Here is a 26,076-nt window from a genome sequence, read left to right on the forward strand (position 1 = left end):
CCAAGCACGCCCCATTATGCGAGTCATTACGGATTTAACTGATCCGTATAGTGCAACAACCCTTCGGCCGGATTCCGAACCACATAGATCACGTCTATCGCTTTACACGATGACGATCAGGCACGCGGACGCACCAGCTGCCAGGCGCGGCCCAGATAAGTCACCGCACCAAAGCCACTCCACACATGCACCAGACGGGTGAAGGGGAAGATGACAAATACGCTCATTCCCATGAACAGGTGCAGTTTGAAGATGGGAGACGCGGCCACGATGAACTGCGCTGCATCACCACGCAAGGTGACGATATGCTGCGCCCAGGTCATCAGCAGCACCATTTCGTGGCCGTCCAGATGCTGGGCGGACACGGCGATGGTGCACAGGCCCAATACCAGCGTGGCTAGCAGCCACAGCAGTACCAGCTTGTCACGCCAAGTGGTGTTGGCTGCCAGGCGTTCGCTGCTCAGGCGGCGATGCAGCAGGATCAGCAAGCCAACCAGCGCCAGCGAACCCATGATGCCACCAGCGGTCATGGCGAATACCTGTTTGAAGCTGTGGGTGACACCCAGCGCTTCCCATACACTCAGCGGCGTCAGCAGGCCCACCAGATGACCGAAGAACAAGCCCAGCACGCCGACGTGGAAGAGGATGCTGCCCAGCCGCAGATTACCGCGATACACCAGCTGGGAGGATTCACTCTTCCAGCTGTACTGTTCGCGATCAAAGCGGATCAGGCTGCCCAGCAGGAAGATGCTGAGCGCGATATAGGGATAAATCCCGAAAACAAATTGATGCAGGTAGTCCATATCTCTCTCCTTGCTGTTCCGGCCGGCCAGTGGCGGGCCGGAAACTGGCAGATTCAGGCGCCGGGTCGCGACGGGTAGAAATTGACCGGAGCAATGGCCGGGATGGCAGGTTTGAGCAGTGGTTCGCTGCCATCTGCACCGGGGCCAAAGGTTTCCAGCAGTTCGTCCATGTCGCGGATCGGCGGCACGCTCAAAGGCTCGGGCGCAACCGGCGACAGCCACACCAGCAGATCGAGCAGACCGGCATAGGGCGAAGACGACTCGCGCAGCTTGCCAGCGATATGGCCCAGCACATGCACCGCATCACCCAATAGGCGGCTGCCCTCTTCCGTTTCACATTGCGAGAGGAATTCCAGAAACAGCGGCACGTAGTCGGGCAGTTCGGCACACACCGGCTCGAAACCGTGCTCCTTGTACTCCTCCAGCAAATCCACCATGGCCTGGCCACGGGCGCGGTCCTCGCCATGGATGTGCTCGAACAGGTGCAGCGAGTGCGCCGGACTGCGGTCGAAGGTTTGCACATAGCCTTCCTGCAGGGAGATCAGATCACCCCCCTCCAGCTGGGCCAGCAGCGGTTCCAGCATGCTGCCTGCCGTCGGGGTGGCCTGCAGTTCGCTGCGGATGTCATCCAGTGCCGCCAGCAACTCGGGCTCCGGATAGCACAGCAGCGCCGAGACAATCTTGAACAGTGACTGGTTCATGGCTTAACTCCCGGCGTTGGCCTTGCGGTCGCGCCGCATGTCATGGAACACGATGGGGGTGGCCTTCTTCTTGCCGAACAGGCTGGCATCAGAAGTGCCGCTGGAGCAGCCGTTGCCAAAGGTGAAGCCGCAGCTAGCCTTGTCGTCGAAGGTGTTTTCCACCATTTCCTTGTGGCTGGACGGAATCACGAAGCGGTCTTCGTAATTGGCAATCGCCATCACCTGGTACATTTCTTCCACCTGGGCCGGCTTCAGATGCGTGCCGCGCAGGGTGGCCGGATCGCTGATTTTTTCCACGCTCTTTTTACGCATGTAGCGGCGCATGGCCACCATGGTTTCCAGCGCGCTCACCACCGGCTCTTCCTTGCCGGCGGTCAGCAAGTTGGCCAGATAGCGGATCGGAATACGCAGGTCTTTCACGTCCGGGATGATGCCGTTTTCACCGATCAGGCCGTTTTCCAGCGCACTCTGGATGGGCGACAGCGGCGGGATGTACCACACCATGGGCAGGGTGCGGTATTCCGGATGCAGCGGGAAGGCTACTTTCCACTCCATGGCCATTTTGTACACCGGCGAATTCTGCGCGGCGCTGATCCAGGCTTCCGGAATGCCCTGCTTGCGGGCCTCGGCCTGGATTTCCGGCGAGTTCGGGTCGAGGAACACGCCCAGCTGCGCTTCGTACAGGCTTTTCGGATCTTCCACGCTGGCGGCGGCTTCGATGCGGTCGGCATCGTACAGCAGCACGCCCAGGTAGCGGATGCGGCCTACGCAGGTTTCCGAGCACACGGTCGGCTGACCGGCCTCGATACGCGGATAGCAGAAGATGCACTTCTCGGCCTTGCCGCTGGTCCAGTTGTAGTAAATCTTCTTGTACGGGCAGCCAGACACACACATGCGCCAGCCACGGCACTTGTCCTGGTCGATCAGCACGATGCCGTCGTCTTCGCGCTTGTAGATGGAGCCGGACGGGCAGGAGGCAACACAGGCCGGGTTCAGGCAGTGTTCGCACAGACGCGGCAGATACATCAGGAAAGTGTTCTCGAAGGCCGAGTACATTTCCTTCTGGATACCTTCAAACAGGGCATCCTTGCTGCGCTTGGAGAACTCGCCACCCAGGTCGTCTTCCCAGTTGGGGCCCCATTCGATCTTGTCCATCTTCTTGCCGGTCAGCACCGACACCGGGCGGGCCGTCGGCGGGGTCTGCATTTCCGGCGCATTCTGCAAATGCTCGTAATCGAAGGTGAAGGGCTCGTAGTAATCGTCAATCGACGGCAGGTTGGGGTTGGCGAAGATATTGGCCAAAATGCGCATCTTGCCGCCCTGCTTGGGCACCAGCTTGCCATTGGGCTTGCGTTCCCAGCCACCCTGCCATTTTTCCTGGTTCTCCCAGTCTTTGGGGTAGCCAATGCCCGGTTTGCTTTCCACATTGTTGAACCAGGCGTATTCCACCCCGTCGCGGCTGGTCCAGACGTTCTTGCAGGTGACCGAACAGGTATGGCAGCCAATGCACTTGTCCAGGTTCAGCACCATGCCGATTTGTGCACGGATTTTCATTTGTTTTCTCCCGCAGGCTGATCCATCCAGTCCACTTTTTTCATCTTGCGCACGATGACGAATTCGTCACGGTTGGCACCCACCGTCCCGTAGTAATTGAAGCCCCAGGACAGTTGGGCGTAACCGCCAATCATGTGTGTCGGCTTGGTCACTGCACGGGTCACCGAGTTGTGGATGCCGCCGCGCTTGCCGCTGGTTTCCGCGCCAGGCACGTTCACGATCTTCTCCTGGGCGTGGTACATCAGCGTCATGCCTTCCGGCACCCGCTGCGACACCACTGCACGGGCGGTCAGCGTGCCGTTGACGTTAAACACTTCGATCCAGTCGTTGTCGACGATGCCGGCCTTCTTGGCATCCACTTCCGATACCCAGACGTGCGGGCCGCCGCGCGACAGCGTCAGCATGCGCAGGTTGTCCGAATAGGTACTGTGAATGCCCCATTTCTGGTGCGGGGTGATGAAGTTGAGCACCAGCTCGTGATTACCGTTGGACTTCTTGCCCAGGATGGCCTGGGTGGTTTTCAGGTCCACATGCGGCTTGAACACGCATAGGCCTTCACCAAAAGCACGCATCCACTGGTGATCCTGATAGAACTGCTGGCGGCCGGTGATGGTGCGCCATGGAATCAGCTCGTGCACATTGGTGTAACCGGCGTTGTAGCTGACTTCTTCGCTTTCCAGGCCAGACCAGGTGGGCGAGGAAATGATCTTGCGCGGCTGGGCCTGCACATCGCGGAAGCGGATGCTGTCGTGTTCGCGCGGCAGCGCCAGATGGGTGTGGTCGATGCCGGTAATCTTCGACAGCGCTTCCCAGGCTTTCACTGCCACGTGGCCGTTGGTTTCCGGTGCCAGGGTGAGAATCATCTCGGCAGCGTCGATGGCGGTATTGAGCTTGGGCTGGCCCTTGCCCGCGCCTTCGGCCACGGTATGGTTCAGGCCGCGCAGGATGTCCACTTCGTGGCCGGTTTTCCAGCTGATGCCCTTGCCGCCATTACCTACTTTTTCCAGCAGCGGGCCGATGGAGGTGAACTTGTCGTAGATGGCGCCATAGTCACGCTCCACCACGGTCATGGCCGGCATGGTCTTGCCTGGGATCGGCTCGCACTCGCCCTTCTTCCAGTCACGCGGGTCAAACGGCTGGCCCAGCTCCTGCGGGGTATCGTGCATCAGCGGGGTGAGTACCAGATCCTGCTGCACACCCAGGTAGTCCTTGCCGATTTCGGAAATCTTCTTGGCAAAGCCCTTGTAGATCTCCCAGTCGGACTTGGCCTGCCACAGCGGCTGCACGGCTTCGGACAGCGGGTGGATGAAGGGGTGCATGTCGGAGGTGTTGAGGTCGTCCTTCTCGTACCAGGTAGCGGTCGGCAGCACGATGTCGCCGTACAGGCAGGTGGTGGACATGCGGAAGTCCAGCACCACCAGCAGGTCCAGCTTGCCTTCCACCGCCGGGCGCACGGTGATTTCGCTCGGCTTGATGCAATCTTCCTCGCTACCCATCACCGCGTTCTGGGTGCCCAGCAGGTATTTGAGGAAGTATTCGTGGCCCTTGCCGGAGCTGCCCAGGATATTGGAACGCCACACAAACATATTGCGCGGGAAGTTCTTCGGGTTGTCCGGGTCGTTGCAGGACATATCCAGCGTGCCGTTTTTCAGGCTATCCACGGCAAACGGAATGGCTTCCTGGCCTGCCGCCTTGGCGGCACGGGTGATGTCTAGCGGGTTGGTGGTCAACTGCGGGGTGGACGGCAGCCAGCCCATGCGTTCGGCCTTGGCGTTGTAGTCGATCAGGCTCATATTGGCCATCTTGCCGTCGGCCGTCGGGCACAGGATTTCATTAATGCCCAGCTTTTCGTGCCGCCACTGGCTGGTATGGGCATAGAAGAAGCTGGTGCCGTTCATCTGGCGCGATGGGCGTACCCAGTCGCCAGCAAAGGCCAGCGGGGCCCAGCCGGTTTGCGGACGCAGTTTTTCCTGGCCCACATAGTGGCACCAGCCACCACCGCTCTGGCCGATACAGCCACACAGCATCAGCATATTGATGATGCCGCGGTAGCTCATGTCCATGTGATACCAGTGATTGAGCGCAGCACCGACAATCACCATCGACTTGCCATGGGTCTGATCGGCGTTCTGGGCGAATTCGCGCGCAACCTGGATCACCATTTCCGGCTTCACGCCGGTGTGCTTTTGCTGCCAGGCCGGGGTGTACGGCACATCAGCCATGTAGTCGCTGGTGACGTTGCCGCCGCCCAGGCCACGGTCGATACCGTAGTTGGCTGCCATCAGGTCGAATACCGTGGCCACCAGCGTGGTGCTGCCATCGGCCAGCACTACCTGGCGGGCCGGCACATTGCGGGTGAGCAGTTCGTCGTGTTCAGCGCCGAAATACGGGAAACCGACACCCACTACTTCGTCGCGGTTTTCAATCAAGGATAGGCGGGCCGATACGTCGCGGCCCGTGCTGCCGTCATGTTGTTGCAAGTTCCATTTGCCACTCTGGCCCCAGCGAAAGCCGATGGAACCGGTGGGCGCCACGATGTCGCCACTGGTTTCATCAAAAACCAGGGTTTTCCATTCCGGGTTGTTGTCTTCGTTCAGGTTATTTGCCAGATGGCTGGCGCGCAGGAAGTAATCCGGCACATAGCGTTCGCCATCCTTGCGCAGCGTCACCAGCATCGGCATGTCGGTGTAGCGGCGGATGTAGTCGGTAAAGTAGGCCGACGGCTTGTCCAGATGGAATTCCTTGAAGATGACATGCCCCATGGCCATGGCCAGCGCGGCATCGGTGCCCTGCTTCGGTGCCAGCCAGATGTCACCGAACTTGGCCATTTCGCCAAAGTCACTGGAAACCGCCACGGTCTTGGTGCCCTTGTAGCGCACTTCGGTATAGAAGTGCGCGTCCGGGGTGCGGGTCATCGGCACATTGGAACCCCACACCATCAGGTAGGTGGAGTTGTACCAGTCGGCCGATTCGGCCACGTCGGTCTGTTCGCCCCATACCTGCGGGCTGGCCGGCGGCAAGTCGCAATACCAGTCGTAGAAAGACAGCGGCACGCCACCAATCAGGCTGAGGTAACGGCTGCCGGCAGCGTAGGACACCATAGACATGGCCGGAATCGGCGAGAAGCCCACCACGCGGTCCGGGCCGTAATTCTTGATGGTGTAGGCATTGGAAGCCGCGATGATTTCGTTGGCTTCATCCCAGTTGGCACGCACGAAACCGCCCTGGCCGCGCTTGCTCTTGTACTGCTTGGCCAGTTCCGGGTTCTGGCTGATGTGCTCCCAGGCTTGTACCGGGCTCATGCTCTTGCGCGCTTCACGCCACAGCTTGGCCAGACGACCACGGATCATCGGGTATTTCACGCGCTGGGCCGAGTACACATACCAGCTATAAGACGCACCACGCGGGCAGCCGCGCGGCTCGTGATTGGGCAGGTCCGGCCGGGTGCGCGGATAGTCGGTCTGCTGGGTTTCCCAGGTAATCAGCCCGTTTTTGACATACACCTTCCAGCTACAGGAGCCGGTGCAGTTCACCCCGTGGGTGGAACGCACGATCTTGTCGTGCTGCCAGCGTTGGCGATAGGCGTTTTCCCACTGGCGGTCTTCATTCACCACCGCGCCATGGCCATCGGCAAAGGTGGATTTCACCTTGCCAAGGAAATTCAGTCTGTCCAGAAAATGGCTCATCTTGCCTCCGAGTTTTTACCGCCAGATGCGGTGCCGCGGCCATGCCGCGCAGCCTTTGCTTACGCTGGACAGATTAAGTCCGGGCAACAACAGCGCCCATTGGCCACTAGAGGAAAAACCCATGCGCAGAGTGAGGAGACGCATAAGCCATAAGAAGTAGGAGGAACTACACAGGCTGGCCAAACAGCAAGCTGGGCACTGCTGGCGATACGCGTAATGCGCGGAAATGAATGGCGGACGATGATAAGCGAATTAGTTTTTGGTGCAGGCCTGGAGCTGGAGCTGGATTTGCCGTTAAGCCAGGAAAATAGCCAGGGCAGACCAAGTCAACCCTCCCTAGCCGCACCTGTCCTAAATGCCATAAATCTTTCATATCCAGCAAAACTATCTATACACAGATAGGTAACTTAAAAAAACACGTCTCATTAATAATGAATATTTAAAAATCAATAAGTTGCCACCAACCGCATCACGGGAAGACATACCATCAGGAGTAGTTCAATGAAGCTCACCCTCGCTATCTGCTGTACCGCTTGTGCCGGACTCATCTCTCAAGCACATGCTTCTGACGGCACCATTACCTTTACCGGCAATATTGCTGCAACCACCTGCACCATCAGCGTTGCGGGAGGCAGCAGCAGCGGTTCCATTAGCTTGCCTACCATTTCAACCAAAGCATTGGCCGTGACTTCAGCCACAGCGGGCTCCACCCCGTTTACCGTTTCGCTTAGCGGCTGTACTGGCGCAGCCACACAGGCCGCCATCTGGTTTGAAAATGACAGCAATGTCAACTCATCCGGCCGCTTGATCAATACCGGCACAGCAAGCAATGTCGATGTCGCCATCTACAACACCGCCTCAAGCTCCCACATTCTCATTGGGCAAACTGCTAGTACATTTGGCAGTAGTGGTATGGCCTTTCCAATCAGCAGCAGCAATGCCACCCTGAACTATCTGGCCAGGTATTACGCACGAGGAGTAGCCACTGCCGGCACCGTCACCACCAGTGTTAACTACACCGTGCAGTACCAGTAAGCCTGTCATCCACAGCATGCCAATTCGCCAAGCTCCAGACCGCCAGTGGTAGTCCGCCGCGCAACACGACATAGGTGCACGATGGACACTTTAGGACCAAGCATGACCAGAGCCTTTCAGTGGCTGGTGTGCTGGAAACGGTCGACCAGTTCCACCATCTTGCCGGCGGTACGGTTAAGCTGACCGGACAGTGCTGCGGCCTCCTGCACGATGTGGGCATTGTTTTCCGCCAGTGCGGCAATCTTGCTGACATTGGTGGCCACATCATTGCTGGCGGCAGTCTGCTCCTGCATCGCCAGTGTGGTGCTGCGGCTCTTGTCTGCGGTATCGCTGGCCTTGCCATGAATCAGCGCCAGGTCTTCCACCGTCAGATCCACTTCGGCCATGCCACCTTGCATGCGTTGCCGCGCCGTCGCCATCTGTTGCGCCACATCCTGGGTTTCGCGGCGGATGTCTTCAATCAGCGCGGCAATGTCCAGCGTCTCCTTGCTGGTACGCTCGGCCAGCTTGCGCACCTCGTCCGCCACCACGGCAAAGCCACGCCCCATCTCGCCGGCCCGCGCCGCCTCGATGGCAGCATTGAGCGCCAGCAGATTGGTCTGGTCGGCAATCTCACGGATGGCGGTGACGATGCTGTGAATACCCTCGGACTTGTCGCGCAGCATGTCCACGCTTTCGCCGGTATGGGTCAGGCCATCGGCCGTTTCACTCAGCGCATCAGCCGTACTGCGCATGCGCGCGCGGCCATCGTCCACGGCGCCCTGCATGTCCTGGGCTACCCGCATGGCTTGCGCGGCATTGTCAGTCACGGCAGCAATACCGGCCGACATTTCCTCGATGGCGGCGGCGATATCCACCGAGGAACGGCTCTGCACCTCAGCCGTCGAAGCCGCACGGGCTGATACATCACTCAGAGAGTTGGCTGCCGACATCATCTGGTGCGCTTCGCTCTTGATCTGGCGCAGGGTCGCGGCAAAGGCGTCCACCAGATGATCAAACGCATGTCCCATGCGGGCAATTTCATCACTGCCGGGCAGCGCAGCCCGCCGCGACAGGTCGAAGTCGCGGCTCATGCCGCTCATCAGTTGCTCCAGCCGGGCAATTGGCCGCTCCACGCTGTGGTAAATGGCCCAGCCCAGGCCCGACAACAGCAAAATGGTGGCAGCAGAACCCAGCAGGGTGAACCACAGCTGGAAGCGCGCCTCACCCAGCAGGCTCAGCATATTGGTGTCCAGCTGCAGCAGCAGTTGGTCCTGCAGCTTTTTCAGATTGGCCATTTGCGCACTAGCCGTCTTGAACCACTGCGCCGGTGTCACGCCCAGCGGCTGGCCTAGCGTTACGGCCATGATTTGCTGGCGCATGGCCTGTAGCGCAGCCGCCTCGGCAGACTGGTCCGCCTGTTGTGAAGCCTGGCGCATCTCTGTGGACGCCACCAGCCGCAACTGGCTGGCACAGGCTTGTTGCCGGGCCTGCATTCCGGCAGCCTGCAGCAAGGCTGCCTGGTCAAAACTGCCGCGCCCCAACACTCCATTGATGAACCCACGCTCTCGCCCGGCAAACTCCTTCTGACATTGCAGATTGAGTAGCGCCACGGCATCGTGCAGCAGGCCGGCATCACTGGTACTGCCAGCCAGGCCGGCAATCAGGCCAATCAGCTGTTCGATCTTGTCCGAGTAGGCGGCGAACATCTGCCCAGCTGCTTGACTGCGATTATCGATGGCAGTACGCCCTTGCAGCAGGGTGCGTATCTGCTCATCCGCCGCTGCCGCCTGTGTGGTATCCGGTAACTGCGCCAGGCTGGCGTGGAAGTCGGCCAGTGCGGAATCGGTTTGCTGGCGTGCGCTTTGCAGCTCAGCCGGCAGGCTGCTGCCTGCCACGCTAAGGAAACCATTGCTCAGGCCCCGCTCGGCCTGCAGCTGGTGAATCAGGCTGCTGGCCTTGCCGGCCACCTGCAACAGCTGGCCCGAGGCCTGCAAGCGTGACAGGCTGTGCCACTTTTCCAGTGACAGCACACCGGCAAGGCCGGCAATCACCAGGACGAAAGGCAGGATCAACAGGCCTAACCTGCTGGCAATGGAAAGTCTGGACAACATGACAGCCTCACATTCGGCATGGGGGGAGTTGTGTGTTGCAATGCACTAACAGCATAGGCAATTTTCAGCCGGCATTAAATATGCCGATAAAATAAAAAGGGGAGCATTTACGCTCCCCCTTGCCCTCCCTGCGCGAGGGAAGGCGGTCAATCACACTGGATCAGCAGCGGATTTCCGCGTTTTTACGTGCGTAGAACCACCAGTTGATCAGTACGCAGCTGGCATAGAACAGAATGAAGGCATACAGTGCGGCCTCCACCCCACCCGTCATGGCAATGGAGGTGCCATAGCTCTTGGGAATGAAAAAGCCACCGTACGCACCAATGGCACCGGAGAAGCCCAGCACCGCCGCAGCCTCGCGGGTGGCATCGGCCAGCGCCTGTTTCTGCGCAGCCTCACCCTTGCCGGCCAGACGCTGATGCAGGGTCAGGAAAATCACCGGCACCTGCATGAAGGTAGAACCATTGCCCAGCCCGGTCAGGGCAAACAGGCAGAGGAACATGGCAAAGAAGCCTTGGAAGTTGCCCCCCTGGCCAGCATGCGGCAGAAAGCCCAGCACGCCGCCCACCGCCAGCATCATCAGCAGGAACACGGCCTGGGTCACCTTGGCACCACCGATCTTGTCAGCCAGCCAGCCACCTACCGGACGAGCCAGCGCACCCACCAGCGGGCCGTAGAACACGTATTTGGTGGGGTCTACATCCGGAAACTGGCCTTTCATCAGCAGCGGAAAACCCGCCGAGAAGCCAATGAAGGAACCGAAAGTGCCAATGTACAGCCAGCACATCAGCCAATTATGCTTGCGCTTGAAAATGACCACCTGATCGGCAAAGGAAGCACGCGCCGAAGCAATGTCATTCATGCCCAGCCAGGCAGCTACAGTAGACAGCAGGATGAAGGGCACCCAGACAAAGCCGGCATTCTGCAGCCACATTTTTTTGTGCACCGCGCCCTTGATCCAGGTTTGCGGATCGCCACCAAAGGCACCGAACACGCCCATGGTGATCACCAGCGGCACCACGAACTGCACCAGCGACACCCCCAGATTACCCAGCCCGGCATTCAGGCCCAGCGCCGTGCCCTTTTCCGCCTTGGGGAAAAAGAAGCTGATATTGGACATGGACGAGCTGAAATTGCCGCCACCAAAACCGCACAGCAGCGCCAGCACCACCATGGTGATGTAGCTGGTATTCGGGTCCTGTACGGCAAAACCGATGCCGATTGCCGGAATCAGCAGGCTGGCGGTGGACAGGGCTGTCCATTTGCGGCCACCAAACACCGGCACCATGAAGCTGTAAAAAATGCGCAGCGTGGCGCCGGACAGGGCCGGCAGCGCCGCCAGCCAGAACAGCTGGTTTTGCGAATAGCCGAAACCGATATTCGGCATGTTCAGCACCGCCACGCTCCACACCTGCCAGATCACAAAGGCCAGCATCAGCGCCGGGATGGATATCCACAGATTGCGCCGCGCAATTGCCTTGCCTTGCTGCTGCCAGAATTCGGAATTTTCCGGTTCCCACCGGTTAAGTACATGTGACATCAAGCCCTCCCAGACGGCATCTATGGCCGTCAATCAAAAATTCGTAGACGACCTTAGCGCGCCTGCCTGGCCATGGCTGCCGCCTCGTTGCCAACCTTTGCCTTGAAGGAAAAGTGCATCCACACCAGCGACACGCAGACCGTGCCATACAGCAGCATGAAGGCGCTGCTGCGCACGCCGGTGATATCCAGCAACACCCCAAACAGAATGGGCAGCAAGAAGCCCCCCATGCCACCGGCCAGCCCCACCACGCCGGAGACAGCGCCGATATTGTCAGGAAACTCATTGGCAATGAATTTGAATACCGAGGCCTTGCCGATGGCCATGGCGATGCCGACGGCAAACAACACCAGCGTGAACAAGGTGACATTCAGGCCGAGATGGAAGCTTTGCACGCCGTGGGTGGTGGCGATGACAAAGTCGGTTTGCGGATAAGACAGAATGAAGAAGGCCACCCAGCACACCCACATCACCCCCCAGGTCACCCGGTGAGGGCCGAAACGGTCGGACAGCCAGCCACCCATGGCGCGCAACACGCCACCAGGCAGCGAGAAGCAGGCCGCCAGGAAAGCCGCATGCTTGATATCAAAGCCGTATTCGCCGACGTAGTATTTGGTCATCCAGAGCGCCAGCCCGACATAGCCGCCAAACACCACCGAGTAATACTGGCAATAGCGCAGCACCGCGGGGTCTTTCATCAGGGCCAATTGCTGGCGCAGGCTCACCTTGCTGCTGACCAGATGGGCTGAATCCTGATAGGAAAACAGCCAGAACAGGATGGCCGTCACCAGCATGATGATGGCGTACACCGTAGGCACCATCTGCCAGCCCGCGGCCGCAATAATGCCTGGGGCTACCAGCTTGGTCAGCGAAGACCCGGCATTGCCGGCACCGAACACGCCCATGGCCATGCCCTGCTGCTCTGGCTTGAACCAGCGCGCCACATAGGGCGTACCCACGGAAAAGGCGCCACCGGCCAGGCCGACCAGCAGGCCGATGGCCAGGAACTGCCAGTATGCGGTGGCGTACTGCATCAGGTAGATGAAGGGGACACACACCAGCATCAGCACAAACATCACGATGCGGCCGCCAAAACGGTCGGTCCAGATACCCAGCGGCACCCGCACCAGCGAGCCGGACAGCACCGGGGTAGCGGCCAGGATGCCAAACTCGGTCTCATTCAGGCCCAGATGCTGCTTGATGGGAATGCCCAGTACCGCAAACATCATCCAGATCATGAAACAGATGGTAAATGCCAGGGTGCTGGATGCCAGCACGGCGTACTGCTTGAAGCGTGGGGAAGCCATGGTGCCTTGCTCCGCAATGGGGATAGCAGGCATTTAACCCTGATACGTACGCGGGAAATATTCGCCGATAGCAGCAAAGTGGGCGGCATGAGGAGCTAGCTCAAGCCTGCAGATGGGGAAGCCGGACTAATCACAAAGTAGCATGCCACCCACCCCGGCCTTGCCGACTGCCACCTGCCATGGCCATGCCGTGCCGCTACGGTCTACCCCTTCTGGAGAATTGCTGATCACCAGGCCAGCCGGTATTGTTAGTAGTGTTGCCTCTGGCAACGCACACCACCCGCCAACCGGATGCCCAGCACGATGATGCTCTACCAGACCCCGCGTCTAAGCAGCCTGTCCACCAAGCTATTGATGCTGACCATCGCCTGGCTGCTGCTGGCGATGACCTCCATCGGCTACACCCTGATCCTGTCATGGAAGCTGGAAGGCGGCGCTGCTGCCATCAACGATGCCGGCAGCTTGCGCATGCGCAGCTACCATATCGCGCTGCAAGTGAGCGAGGGTGCACCACTGACGGCCATTCATGAAGGCGAACAGCAATTCGCGGCCATTCTGTCCCGACTGAAGCAGGGCGACCCGGCACGGCCATTATTTCTGCCGGACAATGCCACGGTCAGGCAGCAGGTGCGCGATATCGAGCACTCATGGCAGGCAGACATGCTGCCACTGCTGGAAACGGCAGCCCGTCAGCACGCCGGCCAGCACCAGATGGAAAGCCCGGACATCGCCCGCTTCGTCAACCGCATCGACCGCCTGGTCAAGCTGGTGGAAGAAGACAACGCCCGCAACACCACCCTGCTGCGCTTCTTCCAGATGGCGCTGATCGCCATGGCGATCATTGGCTCCTTCAGCATGATGTTCCTGCTGTTCCTGCTGGTGATCCGTCCCCTCAACATCCTGGGCGAAGGCATACTGCGGCTGCGCGACGGCAATCTGGACGCCCGGGTCAGCGTGGACAACAACGATGAATTCGCCACTATTGCCACCGGCTTCAACCAGATGGCCGACCGTCTGCAAGACCTGTACGCCACGCTGGAGCAAAAAGTGGCCGACAAAACCCGTTCGGTGGAATACAAGAACCGCCAGCTAGCCGCCCTGTATAACGTCACGACATTCCTGCATGACTCACACAGCCTGGCTGACATGTGCAGCGGCTTCATCGAGCGGCTAATCGAACTGACCGCCGCCGATGCCGGCAGCGTGCGGCTGGTGGACTTCAAGCGTGGGCGGCTGGAATTGATCGCCCAGCGCGGCCTGCCGCCCGAACTGCAGGAAGAAGACGATTGCGCCACGCTCAACGGCTGCCTGTGTGGCGACACCGTGCCGCAACCCTTCTCTGTGCTGCATCGCTTCGACCAATTGCCGGTCATCGCAGAAAAGCACTGCCAGCGCGCCGGCTTCACCAGCATTGCCGTGTTTCACATCCGGCACAATCAGAGCAATGTCGGCATTTTCACCCTGTATTTTTATCAGGATCCCAAGCTGGCCACGCAAGACCAGTTTCTGCTGGAAACCCTGGGCAGCCATCTGGGCGTGGCCGTGGAAAACCACCGCCTGGCCGCGCGCGACCGCCAGTTTGCCGTCTCAGAAGAGCGCAACCTGATGGCCCAGGGCCTGCACGACAGCATTGCCCAGTCGCTGTCCTTCCTGAATCTGCAAGTGCAGATGCTGGACGCCGCACTGGCCGAACAGCAAATGGAGCAGGCACAGGAAAACCTCGGCTTCATCCGCGCCGGCGTGCAGGAGTGCTATGAGGACGTACGCGAACTGCTGCTGAATTTCCGCACCCGCATCAGCAAGGAAGACTTTGCCGATGCCGTGCGCACCCTGCTGGAGCGCTTTGAAAAGCAGACGCACATCCCCACCCAGCTCAATATGAGTGGCGACGGGCTGGCACTCAATCCCCAACAGCAGTTGCAGCTGATCTTCATCCTGCAAGAAGCGCTGTCCAATGTGCGCAAGCATGCACAGGCGCAGCGCGTGCGCATCGACATCCTCAACCATGCCGATTTCAGCATGCGCATCCGTGACGACGGATGTGGCTTTGACGAGGACTTGGTTGCCACCCGCCGCGCCAGTCATGTCGGACTATCCATCATGCAGGAGCGCGCAGCCCGCATCCGCAGCCAGATCAGCATTCACCCCCATCCGCAGGGCGGTACCGAAGTACAATTACTGCTGCCCCAAAGTGAAAGACAAGCCGCATGACACCCATCCGCATTTTGCTGGTTGATGACCACACCCTGTTCCGCAGCGGCCTGAAGGCACTACTGCAACGACAAAGTGATTTCGAAATCATTGGCGAAGCGGCTGATGGCCTGGAAGGGGTCAAGCTGAGCGAGCAGCTGAAGCCGGATGTGGTCTTGCTGGATATCGACATGCCACAGATGAACGGGCGCGAAGCACTGGCACAGATCATGGTCAGCCAGCCGCAACTGGCGGTGCTGATGCTCACGGTATCGGAAGACGGTGAAGATCTGGCCGAATGCCTGAAACTGGGTGCGCGTGGCTATCTGCTGAAAAATATCAATGCCGACTTCCTGCTGGCCAGCATTCGCCGCGCCGTGGATGGCGACAGCGTGCTGTCACCGGAAATGACCTCGCGGCTGCTGCAACAGCTGCGCAGCGTCGATCTGCAGAAAAACAAGCCGACCGGGCTGGATCAACTGACCCAGCGCGAAAGGGAAATCCTCGCCTGGCTCAGCCGCGGCATCAGCAACAAGGAAATCGCCCGCGCGCTGGATCTGGCCGAGAGCACCATCAAAGTGCATGTGCAGAACATCCTGCGCAAGCTCAACCTGAATGGCCGGGTACAAGCGGCGCTGTTTGCCGTTGAGCACGGGCTGGACAAGCTGCCCTGAAACCGGGGCGGAATTCGCCCTTTCCTGCCTGCCCCCTACTCCCTCAGACCTAGCCAAAACCCCACCACCGACCAACTGGCAAGCGCGCCGGATGCGCCTACACTCTGGCCATTCTCCCCTCAGAGGGTCAGCCATGTTAAGCGACCGTTTTGGCAGAAGCATCGACTATCTGCGGCTATCCGTTACCGACCGCTGCGATCTGCGCTGCAGCTACTGCATTCCCAAAGGCTTCAAGGACTTTGAAGAACCCGCCAACTGGCTGGGCTTTGCCGAAATCCAGCGGGTGGTGGCGGCCTTTGCCCGCTTGGGTTGCCGCCGCATCCGCCTGACCGGTGGCGAACCACTATTGCGGCGCAATCTGCCAGACCTGGTCAACATGCTCGCCACCCTGCCCGGCGTGGATGATCTGTCGCTCAGCACCAATGGCACCCAGCTGGCCAAGCAGGCGCACGCACTCAAAGCGGCGGGCTTACAACGCCTCAATGTCAGCCTCGACTCGCTGCGACGAGACTGTGTGGCCAGCATCAGCGGCAGCGATAGCCTGGAGCAGGTATTACAGGGCCTGTCGGTCGCCCGCGATGCCGGTTTTGCCTCCATCAAGATCAATATGGTGCCACTGGCCGGCATCAACGACCACGATATCGACGCCATGCTGGCTTACTGCAAGGCACATGGCTTCATCCTGCGCCTGATCGAAGCCATGCCCATGGGCCATACCGGCCAGCAAGCAGACGGGCTGGACTTATCACAGCTACTGAGCAGCCTGAGCCAGCGCCACGGCCTGACACCCAGCGCAGTGAGCCTGGGCGGCGGCCCCGCCCGCTACTGGCAAAGCCAGGACGGCAGCTGCACTCTGGGGCTGATTACGCCGATGTCGCAACACTTCTGCGCCAGTTGCAACCGGGTGCGGCTGTCGGTGGATGGCACCTTGTATATGTGCCTGGGACAAGAGGAAAAGCTGGAACTGCGCCCGCTGCTACGCGCCGGCTGCAGCGATGCCGAACTGGAAATCGCCATTCGCACCGCCATCGAACTAAAACCGGAACGCCACGAATTCAAGCAGCAGCCACAACAAATCATGCGCCTCATGTCGATGACCGGGGGGTGAAGCACTCACATCATGCGCTCATTCGAGCGGATGGACACCCGCCCAGATTGGTGCAAAGCCGATGAAAATTCTGTCTTGTCATCAAGCGGGCGCAGGTCTCTGACATCTTTACTCGCGATCATGGAGCCAAGCGGCCACCGGGCAGTCGCCGGCTAAGGAGCCCTCCCCCGCCTTCACATCCCAGCCAATCAAATTGGGACAAGCGCAAGCCATCATCATGATGATGCCGGATCGGTGCCACACGTAATCTGCCTCCACCTAAGCAATGAAAACGTAGCGGCATTATCCGCGTGAAAGAGTGAACGGTGCTGATAGCCTGCGGCAGCTACGCGGCTGGCAACCCTACGACGCGCAGAGAAAGCGGCCACGACAAACCAGCCTTACGCTCACGTACAGCGATATCAACTACGTCGACTATCCAATGTGGTCTTATCAGACTGTTTGCTTTGGTCGGAACAGACTAAAGCAATGGCACAATCCTGCGCACTTCCCTTCATTTCATCTACAGCAGAATATTCCCTTGTTCTGACTTGAGCACTGGTCTATCAAAATATAGACAATAAACCGGGTGATTTATAAGTGATTGATTTTTTATCAATTCACTACTCAGTGCCCGATAAATCAAAACAGTGCTGGGAAAAGATCATGTTGAGCCAACTATCCGTAAGACAAAAACTACTCGGGGGCTTTACCCTGGTCATCATGCTGTTGTTCGTCCTGCTGGGCGTGGCGATTTTCAACATGAAAATCATCAATAGCAAAATCATCGACATGACACAGCACCGCTATCCCGAAATCAGCCTGGCCAATAGCATCACCGCCAAATCGCTGGATATAGGCCGGCAAATCCGCAATGCCATCATATTCAGCTCCGAAAATACCGAAGAGTATCTAGCCAAGGCTAACAACCTGGACAAAACCCTGGATGAAGACATGGCCAAGATCGAGCCGCTTCTTTCCACAGCAAAAGGCAAATCCTTGTTTGCCAAGCTGAAAGAGGAAGACCAGGCATTGAGCGCCGCACTGGAGCAGATCTATCCCTTGATTCGCAGCCACAAGTCAGCAGAAGCTGCCACCATGGTGAAACAGAAGCTCACCCCGGCCAACAGTGCTTACATTGCCAGCCTGAAAGAATTTTCCTCATTTCAAGAAGAGCTAATGCAAAAATCGATGCAGGACGCCTCCCGCTCTTATCAGGAAGCCATGGTCAGCATGATGACGGTGGGTGGAATTGCTCTGTTGCTGGCCATGACTTGTTCCCTGTTCATCGCCAGACTCATCACCGTCCCGCTGCAAAAATCTGCACGGCTGGTAGAGCAGATCCGCCAGGGCGACCTCACCGGTCATGATGAGAACTACCCTAAGGCCAGGGACGAAGCCATTCAGATTGCCCACGGTATTCAGGAAATGCGTAGCGGCCTGCGCGAGATCGTGAAATCCATCCAGATGAATGCACACAACGTGGCCGACTCTGCCAGAGAACTGTCCAGCATGGCAGAACAGGTGGCCAGCGGTGCACAACATCAGGCCGAAGCGACCTCTCAAGCTGCGGCCACCATCGAACAGTTGACGGTCAGCATCAACCACGTGGCAGACAACTCCGACGAGGCCAAACGCCAGTCCCTGCAGACCGGAGGCCTGGCACGTGACGGTGGCAAGGAAGTGATTGACTCGGTTACCCGTATCAAGGATGTCAGCCACGCAGTCAGTGGCACGTCGACCCAGATGAACATGCTGAGCAACGAAGTACAAAAAATTGACACCATCGTCACGGTGATTCGCGATGTTGCCGACCAGACCAATCTACTTGCCCTGAACGCCGCCATCGAGGCTGCACGCGCTGGTGAAATGGGCCGTGGATTTGCCGTGGTGGCCGACGAAGTGCGCAAGCTGGCAGAACGCACCACCACATCGGCACAGGAAATCACCCAGATGATCAACTCCATCCAGCATGGCGTCACCCGCGTGGTGGGCAGCATGGATTCCAGCCTGGAAAGCGTGGAAGCAGTAAGCAGCAGCACCGCACTGGCCTCGCAGACCATAGAACGGATTGGCAACAGTACCCACGCCATTGAGCGCAGTATTGCCAACATCACCGACGCTCTGGGTGAACAGCGAATAGCCAGTCAAAGCCTGGCACAAAACATGGAACGGGTATCGCATATGGCCGAGGAAAACAGCGCCACCGTGGAGGAGTTGGCCACCACCTCAGCCCAACTCAGCTCCCTCTCCCATGAATTGCAAGGTATTACTGCGCGTTTTCAGCTATAGCACGTGTGGGGGAGTAGTTATTTTGTCACCGGTATTTGATGGGTGATATCGGGGCGAAAGCCAATAAGCACGAGGTTATCAGCTTGATGAGGCCATCCAGAAGGTCTTGCAAAATAATGAGCAGGAATGATTGAAGACTGACTGCATTTGCAGTGCTTTTGACATCAGACTGATCAATTTCTGCTGCGGAATGCGCAATCGAATAGGCATCATCGTTGGCGGCAGAATGCATGACGGGTGAAGGATGGAGATAGCGCGGGCCGGATTGATGAGAAAAGTCGAGTGCATCATTCAATAGCCGCTTGAGGCGCTCGACATCCGTATTTCCGGCATGGTTGGGTGGGGGTTAGCAATTGGACAGGCCCTTAGACTAGTTCCAACCTGTCCTTTTGGAAACTGTCGAAAAGTAGAGTCAGGCCACCAGCGCGTCCAGCGCCTGGGTCATGGTGTCGTAACTCCCGCCCCTGGCTACATAGTCATACAGAAACGCCACCACCATCCCGCGACGGTCTGAATGCAGCATCAGGCCGCGCTCCTGCAGCATCCGGTCCAGCACCGACTCCACTAACTGCAGCTTACCCAGGTCTAGCGTCGTGGGAATGCCCTCTGCAGCAGCAGGCACGCGGCAGGCTGCTGGCTCTGCCAGATATTGCTCGGGCAGACGATACACGCGGCGCTCCCCACCTCTCCCGGTCACCACTTCGTGATACCACTGCTCACGCTCGGCACGGGCAATGATTGCCGGCTTCGACGTCGGCATGCCGGGAAGGCGCAGCGCTGCAATTTCACTGGCTGATAACAAATCCTGCACCTAACACTTACCCCGCTTAACCGTTAAGCCATGCCTGACACTTAAATCGTCAAAAGGCTAACAATTTGCCAACAATGGCAACGGTTTAGATGAATATTGGCGCAGCAGGCATAAAGGACAGAAACGATAAGTGTTAAGCACTTAACACATTGACCGTTAATTTCTTAACACTTAACGTGTTCACACCTAATCACCGCAAAGGATTAAGGCATGAACACATCTGCTGCCGTCAAAAAAACCGCACCGGATTGGCACCGTGCGGACATCGTAGCGGCCCTGCACAAACAGGGCTGGTCCCTGCGCAAGCTATCACGAGAAATCGGCCTGAGCTCTGGCGCACTCAACAATGCCCTGGACCGTCCCTGGCCCAAGGCTGAGCGCATTATCGCCGCCACCATCGGCCAGCCACCGGAGGTGATCTGGCCCAGCCGCTACGAGAAACGCCATTCTAAACCGGTTTTGCCTCCCCTGGTTTCCGCCATGGTAATGGCTGACAGCGCCAGCACCTTTGTCTGAATGAATCGTATGCAAGCGCCACGCATTACGCCAGCACTACGATTCTCAATCCCGAGGAACACCTGGTGAAAAAACCCAACTGGAAGCATCGCTACGCCAGCCACCTGGAAGAAGCCATCGAACGATGTGCCGAACACCCTGCTGACAAGCTGCGCCAGGTGGCAGTGGCGAACCGGTACTGGCCCTGTTCGGGAGTGACGCATGAATAGCACGCGCTACAGCGCCACCGACCTGCTGGCTCTCAAGCTAGCGGTATTGCCCGGCAGCAAGGTTGCCCTACTCGCCCGTGCCGACAAGGAAGGCTGGCCTTATCAGGAAGTCAGCGGCCGGGGTGGCAAGCGCCGGGTTTACACCCCGCCCGCCTATGTGGTGGAGGCCATGCAGCAGGCCCAGGTCAACAGCCTGCTCACACAGGAAGTTGCCCCAGCGCCCACTCCCGCGCCAGTAGCAACAAGCCAAGCAGAAACGACAGCGCAATCCCTCTGCGCCGATGCCCGTCTTGGCGTATTGCAGGTGCTGCAATCGCTGATGCAGCGCACCGGCTACCCCATGAAAAAAGCCGCCGCCCTGCTGCTGGACATGGCGCGGCTTGGTACGGCCAGCGAACAGCTGCAAGCCATGCTGAAACTGGCCCGTAACGAGCGGGGCCGGCCCAGCCCGGATGGACTGCCCAGCGTGCGCAGCCTGCTGCGGCTGGCTGAATACCAGCAACAAGGCCGGCTGGCTCCGGCGCAGCGCCAGCCGCAACTGACGGTGCCGCCGTGGGCCGCCAGCTTCATGCGCCATTACCAGCGCCCGGAAAAACCCACCCTGGAACACGCCTACCGCCAGTTTGCTGTGCAATGGCAAATAGAAACTGGGCAAGCCGAACAGGGCCAGGCTGACTTGCCCAGCGTGTGGCAGGTACGGCGCTTTGTCAGCAAGGTGGGCGAAATCAGCCGCCACAGCGGCCGCATGGGCGAGCGCGAACTCAAAACCCTCAAACCCTTCATCCGCCGCAGTTTTGCCGACCTATTGCCGGGCGACATCTACAGCGCCGACGGCCACACCTTCGACGCCGAAGTGCAGCACCCGCTGCACGGCCGCCCCTTCCGCCCGGAAATCACCACTCTGGTGGATATCGCCACCCGCAAGGCTGTTGGCTGGTCGGTGGGGCTGGCGGAAAGCGCGCTGGTGGTGCTGGACGCGCTGCGCGATGCCTGCCTTAAGCACGGCATTCCGGCGGTGTTTTATGTCGACAACGGCAGCGGCTACAAAAACCAGATGATGCTGGATAGCGCCACTGGCTTCATGGCCCGGCTGGGCATCGAGATGATCAACAGCCTGCCCTACAACTCGCAGGCACGCGGGGTGATCGAGCGGCTGCACCACAGCATCTGGGTCAAGGCTGCCAAAACCCTGCCCGGCTATGTCGGCCGCGACATGGACAAGCAGGCCCGGCAAAGCAGCTTCAAGATCACCCGCCAGGCCATCCGCCAGTCTGGCACCAGCGGCAGCGCCGCCGCCATGCCACTGCTGGGCTGGGGCGACTTTATGCAGTTTTGCGAGCAACAGGTGGCCGACTACAACGCCCGCCCACACCGCAGCCTGCCACGCATCACCGACCCGGCCACGGGCCGCCGTCGCCACATGAGCCCGGATGAACAATGGGCCATCCATGTCGCCCAGGGCTTTGTGCCGCATAGCATCAGCGACGACGAAGCGCGCCCGCTGTTCCGCCCACAGCTGCTGCGCACCGTGCGCCGCTGTGAAATTGAACTGTTAGGTCAGCGTTACTTTGCCCGCGCGCTGGAAGAACACCACGGCGAGCAGCTGCATGTCGGCTACGACATCCACGACCCCAGCCGCGTGTGGGTGTACGACGCCGCCGGCCACTTTCTGTGCCATGCCGAGCTGGACGGCAACCAGCGCGACTACCTGCCGCGCAGCCTGCTGCAACAAGCCCGCGACAAGCGCGCCCAGGGCCGCGAACGCCGCCTGCAAAACCAGCTGCAGGAAGTGCGCGCCGAACGGTACGGCCAGCCCGCCCTCACCCTGCAGGCCGACGAGGTGCTGCCCGGCCTGCGCGGCCAGGACATCGCCGGGGCGTTCGAACGCTTGCACAGCAGCCCGGCCAGCACGCCAACCGCAAAGGCGGACGAGTTTGCCGTGCCCGCCGACCCACAACAACGCCTGCAGCTGCACCGCCAGCTGACTGCCAGCGCCACCCCGCTCAGCCCGCAGCAGCAACGCTGGCTGGCCAGTTATGCCAAGAGCCACGAATACAAGGTCTTGCACCAGAAAACCGCCTGAGGACAGCACCATGCACCCTACCCACACCGGCCGCATCGCCCCCATTGCCAACCTCGACCTGGTCGCGGTGGTGATGGAAAAACTGGTCAACCGCCAGGACAGCCTGCCCGGCCTGGCCGTCTATTACGGCCCCTCCGGCTGGGGCAAAACCACCGCCACCGTGGCGGTGGCCAACCGCTGCCGCGCTTATTACGTGCAGCTGCGCAGCGCCTGGAGCCGCAAGACCCTGCTGGAAAAAATCCTGTTTGAAATGGGCATCAAGCCCGGCGGCACCATGCCCGCCCTGCTCGACCAGATCTGCGAACAACTGGCCGCCAGCCGCCGCCCGCTCATCCTGGACGAGTTTGATTACTGCGCCGACAAGCACGGCATGATCGAACTGGTGCGCGACATCTACGAAGGCAGCCAGTCCAGCCTGCTGCTGGTGGGTGAGGAACAGCTGCCGCACAAGCTCAAGCGCTTCGAGCGCTTCCATGGCCGCGTGCTGTCCTGGCTGCCGGCCGCTGCGGTCACGCTGGCCGATAGCCGCCAGCTGGCCGCCATCTACTGCCCGGACATCCCGCTGGCCGACGACCTGCTGCAACACCTGGTCGCCCTCAGCCATGGCAGCGTGCGCCGTGTATCGGTGAATCTGGTCAATGTCTACGACACCGCCCTGGTGGAAGGGCTGGACAGTGTGGACCTGGCTGCCTGGGGCCAGCGGCCGCTGTACACCGGCGAAGCCCCGCGCCGCCATGGCAGCGCCGCGTAAGGAGCCCGTCATGAAAACCCCGCTCCAACACTTACTCCCGAAGCGCCTGCCCGCCCAGCTGGAACAACGCGGCGGCAAAAGCAAACGCCAGCGCATCTGGGAAGCCATCCGCGCCCGGCAACAAGACCTCAGCGCCGCCGAGCTTGCCCGCGCCAGCGGCGTGGACAGCGCCACCATCGTCAGCTACCTGCGCGCACTGGAAAAAGGCGGCTACCTGCACGCCCACAGCCCGGCCAGCGGCAATGGCAACGGCAAGCGCTATCGGCTGATGCGTGACAACGGCGTGGAAGCCCCGCGCCTGAACAAAAGCGGCCAGCCGGTCAGCCAGGGCAGTGGCAACGAAACCCTGTGGCGCACCATGCGCATCCTCGGCCAGTTCAACAGTCGCGAACTGATCCAGCATGCCGCCAGCGCCGGCATCCACATTGCCGACGACAGCGCCAACATCTATCTGCGCACCCTGTACCGCGCCGGTTATTTGCAACTGCTGGAAGCCTCGCGCCCGCTGGGCGTGGGCAAGGGCAAAACCCTCAACCGCTACCGCCTGCTGCCCGGCAAATACAGCGGCCCGCGCCCGCCGATGATCCAGCGCAGCAAATGCGTGTACGACCCCAACCTGGCCAGGGTGGTCTGGCAAGAGGACATCCGCCATGACGACGACTGAGCCGCGCTGGCTGGCTCTGCTGCGCCGTGCCGCCGCAGCCAGCAGCATTGGCCAGCTGGCCAAACGCCTGGGCTATAGCCGCACCACCCTCAGCCTGGTGCTGGCCGGCAAATATCCCGGCAACACCCGCCATGTGGCGCGCAAGGCGCTGGCGCTGCTAGACAGCCTGCACTGCCCCTGGCTGCAACAGGACATCCGCCAGGAAGACTGCCGCGCCGTGGCGCTGGCCCGTGCCCCCACCCATCACCCCAGCAAGCTGGCCCACTGGCGCGCCTGCCAGCACTGCCCGCACCGACCCGAAGGAGAAAGCCATGATCCAAACCATGCTGCCTGACCCCACCCTGCCACCCCATGCCCAGGACAACGCCAGCATGCTGCTGGCCGCGCTGCGCATTGCCCAGGCAGTGCGCCAGCTCACCGAGCGCGGCTTGTCGGTGGTGAGCGCCAACCTGCAGCACACCGAGCGCCCCACTATCCGTATCCGCACCAGCCCACGCTGCCAGCGGCTGATCGCCAGCGGCGACGCCGTCTACTACAGCTTTGGCCACGACACCTATTTCGGCCACTACCGCCAGGGGCAGTTCCAGCTGGAAGGCTGCCGCATTGTCTGGACCGAGTTCGGCCACTAAGCCACCAGGAGACCACCATGAGCGACACCAACATCCCGCAAGACTACCGCCAGCTGCGCCGCCAGAAAGGGCTGAACCAGCAACAGTTCTGGAGCCGGGTATTCGTCACCCAGTCCGGCGGCAGCCGCTACGAAAACGAACGCAGCGTGCCCGCCCCGGTGGCCGAGCTGGTGCGCCTGCGCCACCAGCTCGGCATCGATACCAGCAAGATCACCCCGGCCAATGCCGACCTGGTACGCAGCCTGCTGGCTGGCGATATCGACAGCGCCATGCTGGAGGCCACCGCCCAGCGCTGCCGGCTGGTGATGACAGCACTGGGGAACGGAGCCAGCGAACTGCTCACCCTCAGCGGCCACATCTCCCAGGTACTGGGCAACAGCAAGGAGGCGCAGCCATGAGCACCCCGCAAGGTTACAAACAGGACGCCCGTGGCCGGCTGGTGCCGCTGGAGCACATCAAGCCCATCGACCAGGCGCGTGATGAACTGGTCAAGGACATCGTCAGCCGCGCCCGTCTGCTCAACCGCAGCCTGGCGGAGTTCAAAACCGCCGTATTCGGCGACATCAATGCCTTTGTCGAGCTGTCCGGCGAACGCTATGGGGCCAAGCTGGGCGGAGCCAAGGGCAATGTCTCGCTGCTGAGCTTTGATGGCCGCTACAAGCTGCAACGCGCCATTCAGGACACCCTGGCTTTCGACGAAGGGCTGCAGGCAGCCAAAAGCCTGATCGACGAATGCCTGCATGAGTGGACCGAAGGCGCCCGCAGCGAAATCCGCGCCATCGTCGGTGACGCCTTCAATGTGGACAAGGCCGGCAACATCAGCACCGGCCGCATCCTCGGCCTGCGCCGGCTTGATATTCAGGACGAGAAATGGCAGCGCGCCATGCAGGCGCTGTCCGACTCGGTGCGGGTGCAATGCTCCAAGAGCTACATCCGCATTTATGAGCGCATTGGCGACAGCGACCAGTATCAGGCGCTGCCGCTGGATATCGCCAGTGTTTGAACGCGACCGGAGACCGGCCACGTCACATTGCAGCAACCCACGACCACCAAGGAGCACCCCATGAACAAGCAACAACTCATCAGCACCCTGGCCGACAAGGCCGGCCTCGCCAAAGTGGACGCCCTGCGCCTGGTCGATGCGCTGGAACAGACCATCCGCGAACAAGCACAGCAAGGCAATGAAGTCGCCTTCGCCAGCATCGGCCGCTTCAAGGTACGCACCAGTGCCGCCCGCACCGGCCGCAACCCCAAAACCGGCGAAAGCCTGGCCATCCCGGCCAGGCGCAAGGTGGTGTTTCTGCCGGGCAAGGCTTTGAAGGACAACCTCAACTAAAACCCGGTATCGAGCCGACCGTTAACCCGGCCGGCTGCGCAAGATCCTGCTCATCACCTGCTGCGCTTCGGCGATACCGCGTTAAAAACGTCTTCGGAATACTCATTGACTCCAT

At 60.1% G+C, this 26,076-nt stretch carries 24 protein-coding genes; 15 read left to right on the forward strand and 9 right to left on the reverse strand.

Annotation, left to right across the window (positions count from 1 at the left end):
• Window positions 1–116: 116 nt before the first annotated feature.
• From narI to H2Z84_RS14210, 4 genes are read right to left on the reverse strand one after another with little or no spacing between them, the layout of a single operon-like run.
• The gene (gene narI / locus H2Z84_RS14195) at window positions 117–803 is read right to left on the reverse strand and encodes a respiratory nitrate reductase subunit gamma (RefSeq protein WP_181836532.1); all 687 of its coding nucleotides are present in this window, start codon (window positions 801–803) and stop codon (window positions 117–119) included.
• Between the two features lie 53 nt (window positions 804–856).
• Window positions 857–1,504 (reverse strand): nitrate reductase molybdenum cofactor assembly chaperone, encoded by a 648-nt coding sequence (gene narJ / locus H2Z84_RS14200; protein ID WP_181836533.1) that lies wholly within the window; start codon window positions 1,502–1,504, stop codon window positions 857–859.
• Between the two features lie 3 nt (window positions 1,505–1,507).
• Window positions 1,508–3,058: a nitrate reductase subunit beta gene (gene narH / locus H2Z84_RS14205; RefSeq protein ID WP_181836534.1), complete on the reverse strand. Its 1,551-nt coding sequence runs from the start codon at window positions 3,056–3,058 to the stop codon at window positions 1,508–1,510.
• The gene (locus H2Z84_RS14210; protein WP_181836535.1) at window positions 3,055–6,744 is read right to left on the reverse strand and encodes a nitrate reductase subunit alpha; all 3,690 of its coding nucleotides are present in this window, start codon (window positions 6,742–6,744) and stop codon (window positions 3,055–3,057) included. Before H2Z84_RS14210 ends, narH begins: the two co-directional genes overlap by 4 nt.
• 501 nt (window positions 6,745–7,245) lie before the next feature.
• Between H2Z84_RS14210 and H2Z84_RS14215 the strand changes: the two genes are divergently transcribed.
• The gene (locus H2Z84_RS14215) at window positions 7,246–7,779 is read left to right on the forward strand and encodes a fimbrial protein (RefSeq protein WP_181836536.1); all 534 of its coding nucleotides are present in this window, start codon (window positions 7,246–7,248) and stop codon (window positions 7,777–7,779) included.
• A 116-nt stretch (window positions 7,780–7,895) separates the two neighbouring features.
• Here H2Z84_RS14215 and H2Z84_RS14220 read toward each other — a convergent pair whose 3' ends face one another.
• From H2Z84_RS14220 to H2Z84_RS14230, 3 genes are all read right to left on the reverse strand, one after another.
• On the reverse strand, window positions 7,896–9,872 hold the full coding sequence (locus H2Z84_RS14220) for a methyl-accepting chemotaxis protein (protein WP_181836537.1): 1,977 nt from the start codon (window positions 9,870–9,872) through the stop codon (window positions 7,896–7,898).
• A gap of 160 nt (window positions 9,873–10,032) precedes the next feature.
• Complete coding sequence (locus H2Z84_RS14225; protein WP_181836538.1) at window positions 10,033–11,412, reverse strand: NarK family nitrate/nitrite MFS transporter; 1,380 nt, start codon at window positions 11,410–11,412, stop codon at window positions 10,033–10,035.
• Between the two features lie 53 nt (window positions 11,413–11,465).
• A complete protein-coding gene (locus tag H2Z84_RS14230; protein WP_181836539.1) occupies window positions 11,466–12,719 on the reverse strand; it encodes an MFS transporter in 1,254 nt (417 codons plus the stop codon).
• A 303-nt stretch (window positions 12,720–13,022) separates the two neighbouring features.
• Here H2Z84_RS14230 and H2Z84_RS14235 point away from each other — a divergent pair, with 303 nt between their 5' ends.
• The 4 genes from H2Z84_RS14235 to H2Z84_RS14250 all read left to right on the forward strand — a co-directional run bounded on the left by H2Z84_RS14235 (window position 13,023) and on the right by H2Z84_RS14250 (window position 18,962).
• Window positions 13,023–14,930 (forward strand): type IV pili methyl-accepting chemotaxis transducer N-terminal domain-containing protein, encoded by a 1,908-nt coding sequence (locus tag H2Z84_RS14235; RefSeq protein WP_181836540.1) that lies wholly within the window; start codon window positions 13,023–13,025, stop codon window positions 14,928–14,930.
• A complete protein-coding gene (locus H2Z84_RS14240; RefSeq protein WP_181836541.1) occupies window positions 14,927–15,583 on the forward strand; it encodes a response regulator in 657 nt (218 codons plus the stop codon). The genes H2Z84_RS14235 and H2Z84_RS14240 overlap by 4 nt, the downstream gene beginning before the upstream one ends.
• A gap of 133 nt (window positions 15,584–15,716) precedes the next feature.
• A complete protein-coding gene (gene moaA, locus H2Z84_RS14245) occupies window positions 15,717–16,691 on the forward strand; it encodes a GTP 3',8-cyclase MoaA (RefSeq protein WP_181836542.1) in 975 nt (324 codons plus the stop codon).
• 645 nt (window positions 16,692–17,336) lie between these two features.
• Window positions 17,337–18,962 (forward strand): methyl-accepting chemotaxis protein, encoded by a 1,626-nt coding sequence (locus H2Z84_RS14250; protein WP_181836543.1) that lies wholly within the window; start codon window positions 17,337–17,339, stop codon window positions 18,960–18,962.
• Window positions 18,963–18,987: 25 nt separating this feature from the next.
• Here the strand turns inward: H2Z84_RS14250 and H2Z84_RS14255 are convergent, their stop codons facing one another.
• Both H2Z84_RS14255 and H2Z84_RS14260 read right to left on the reverse strand, forming a co-directional pair.
• On the reverse strand, window positions 18,988–19,257 hold the full coding sequence (locus H2Z84_RS14255; protein WP_181836544.1) for a hypothetical protein: 270 nt from the start codon (window positions 19,255–19,257) through the stop codon (window positions 18,988–18,990).
• Window positions 19,258–19,374: 117 nt separating this feature from the next.
• Window positions 19,375–19,722 (reverse strand): hypothetical protein, encoded by a 348-nt coding sequence (locus tag H2Z84_RS14260; protein WP_181836545.1) that lies wholly within the window; start codon window positions 19,720–19,722, stop codon window positions 19,375–19,377.
• A gap of 261 nt (window positions 19,723–19,983) precedes the next feature.
• Here H2Z84_RS14260 and H2Z84_RS14265 point away from each other — a divergent pair, with 261 nt between their 5' ends.
• From H2Z84_RS14265 to H2Z84_RS14310, 10 genes are all read left to right on the forward strand, one after another.
• The gene (locus H2Z84_RS14265; protein WP_181836546.1) at window positions 19,984–20,289 is read left to right on the forward strand and encodes a helix-turn-helix domain-containing protein; all 306 of its coding nucleotides are present in this window, start codon (window positions 19,984–19,986) and stop codon (window positions 20,287–20,289) included.
• Between the two features lie 65 nt (window positions 20,290–20,354).
• Window positions 20,355–20,498 (forward strand): hypothetical protein, encoded by a 144-nt coding sequence (locus H2Z84_RS14270; RefSeq protein WP_181836547.1) that lies wholly within the window; start codon window positions 20,355–20,357, stop codon window positions 20,496–20,498.
• Window positions 20,491–22,581 carry a Mu transposase C-terminal domain-containing protein gene (locus tag H2Z84_RS14275; RefSeq protein ID WP_181836548.1) on the forward strand — a complete coding sequence of 697 codons (2,091 nt, stop codon included), beginning with the start codon at window positions 20,491–20,493 and terminating at the stop codon, window positions 22,579–22,581. The genes H2Z84_RS14270 and H2Z84_RS14275 overlap by 8 nt, the downstream gene beginning before the upstream one ends.
• 10 nt (window positions 22,582–22,591) lie before the next feature.
• Window positions 22,592–23,332, forward strand: coding sequence for an AAA family ATPase (locus tag H2Z84_RS14280; protein WP_181836549.1), 741 nt, complete (start codon window positions 22,592–22,594; stop codon window positions 23,330–23,332).
• 10 nt (window positions 23,333–23,342) lie between these two features.
• Window positions 23,343–23,996, forward strand: a complete 654-nt coding sequence (locus tag H2Z84_RS14285) for a helix-turn-helix domain-containing protein (RefSeq protein ID WP_181836550.1) — start codon at window positions 23,343–23,345, stop codon at window positions 23,994–23,996.
• Complete coding sequence (locus H2Z84_RS14290) at window positions 23,983–24,330, forward strand: hypothetical protein (protein ID WP_103523874.1); 348 nt, start codon at window positions 23,983–23,985, stop codon at window positions 24,328–24,330. The genes H2Z84_RS14285 and H2Z84_RS14290 overlap by 14 nt, the downstream gene beginning before the upstream one ends.
• Window positions 24,308–24,625: an HI_1482 family protein gene (locus tag H2Z84_RS14295; protein ID WP_226034145.1), complete on the forward strand. Its 318-nt coding sequence runs from the start codon at window positions 24,308–24,310 to the stop codon at window positions 24,623–24,625. Before H2Z84_RS14290 ends, H2Z84_RS14295 begins: the two co-directional genes overlap by 23 nt.
• A gap of 17 nt (window positions 24,626–24,642) precedes the next feature.
• Window positions 24,643–25,023 (forward strand): helix-turn-helix domain-containing protein, encoded by a 381-nt coding sequence (locus H2Z84_RS14300; protein ID WP_181836551.1) that lies wholly within the window; start codon window positions 24,643–24,645, stop codon window positions 25,021–25,023.
• On the forward strand, window positions 25,020–25,628 hold the full coding sequence (locus tag H2Z84_RS14305) for a DUF3164 family protein (protein WP_181836552.1): 609 nt from the start codon (window positions 25,020–25,022) through the stop codon (window positions 25,626–25,628). Before H2Z84_RS14300 ends, H2Z84_RS14305 begins: the two co-directional genes overlap by 4 nt.
• Before the next feature lie 27 nt (window positions 25,629–25,655).
• The gene (locus H2Z84_RS14310; protein WP_258869407.1) at window positions 25,656–25,961 is read left to right on the forward strand and encodes an HU family DNA-binding protein; all 306 of its coding nucleotides are present in this window, start codon (window positions 25,656–25,658) and stop codon (window positions 25,959–25,961) included.
• Window positions 25,962–26,076 lie beyond the last annotated feature (115 nt).

Source organism: Aquitalea aquatica (genome assembly GCF_013911085.1).
GTDB lineage: Bacteria > Pseudomonadota > Gammaproteobacteria > Burkholderiales > Chromobacteriaceae > Aquitalea > Aquitalea aquatica.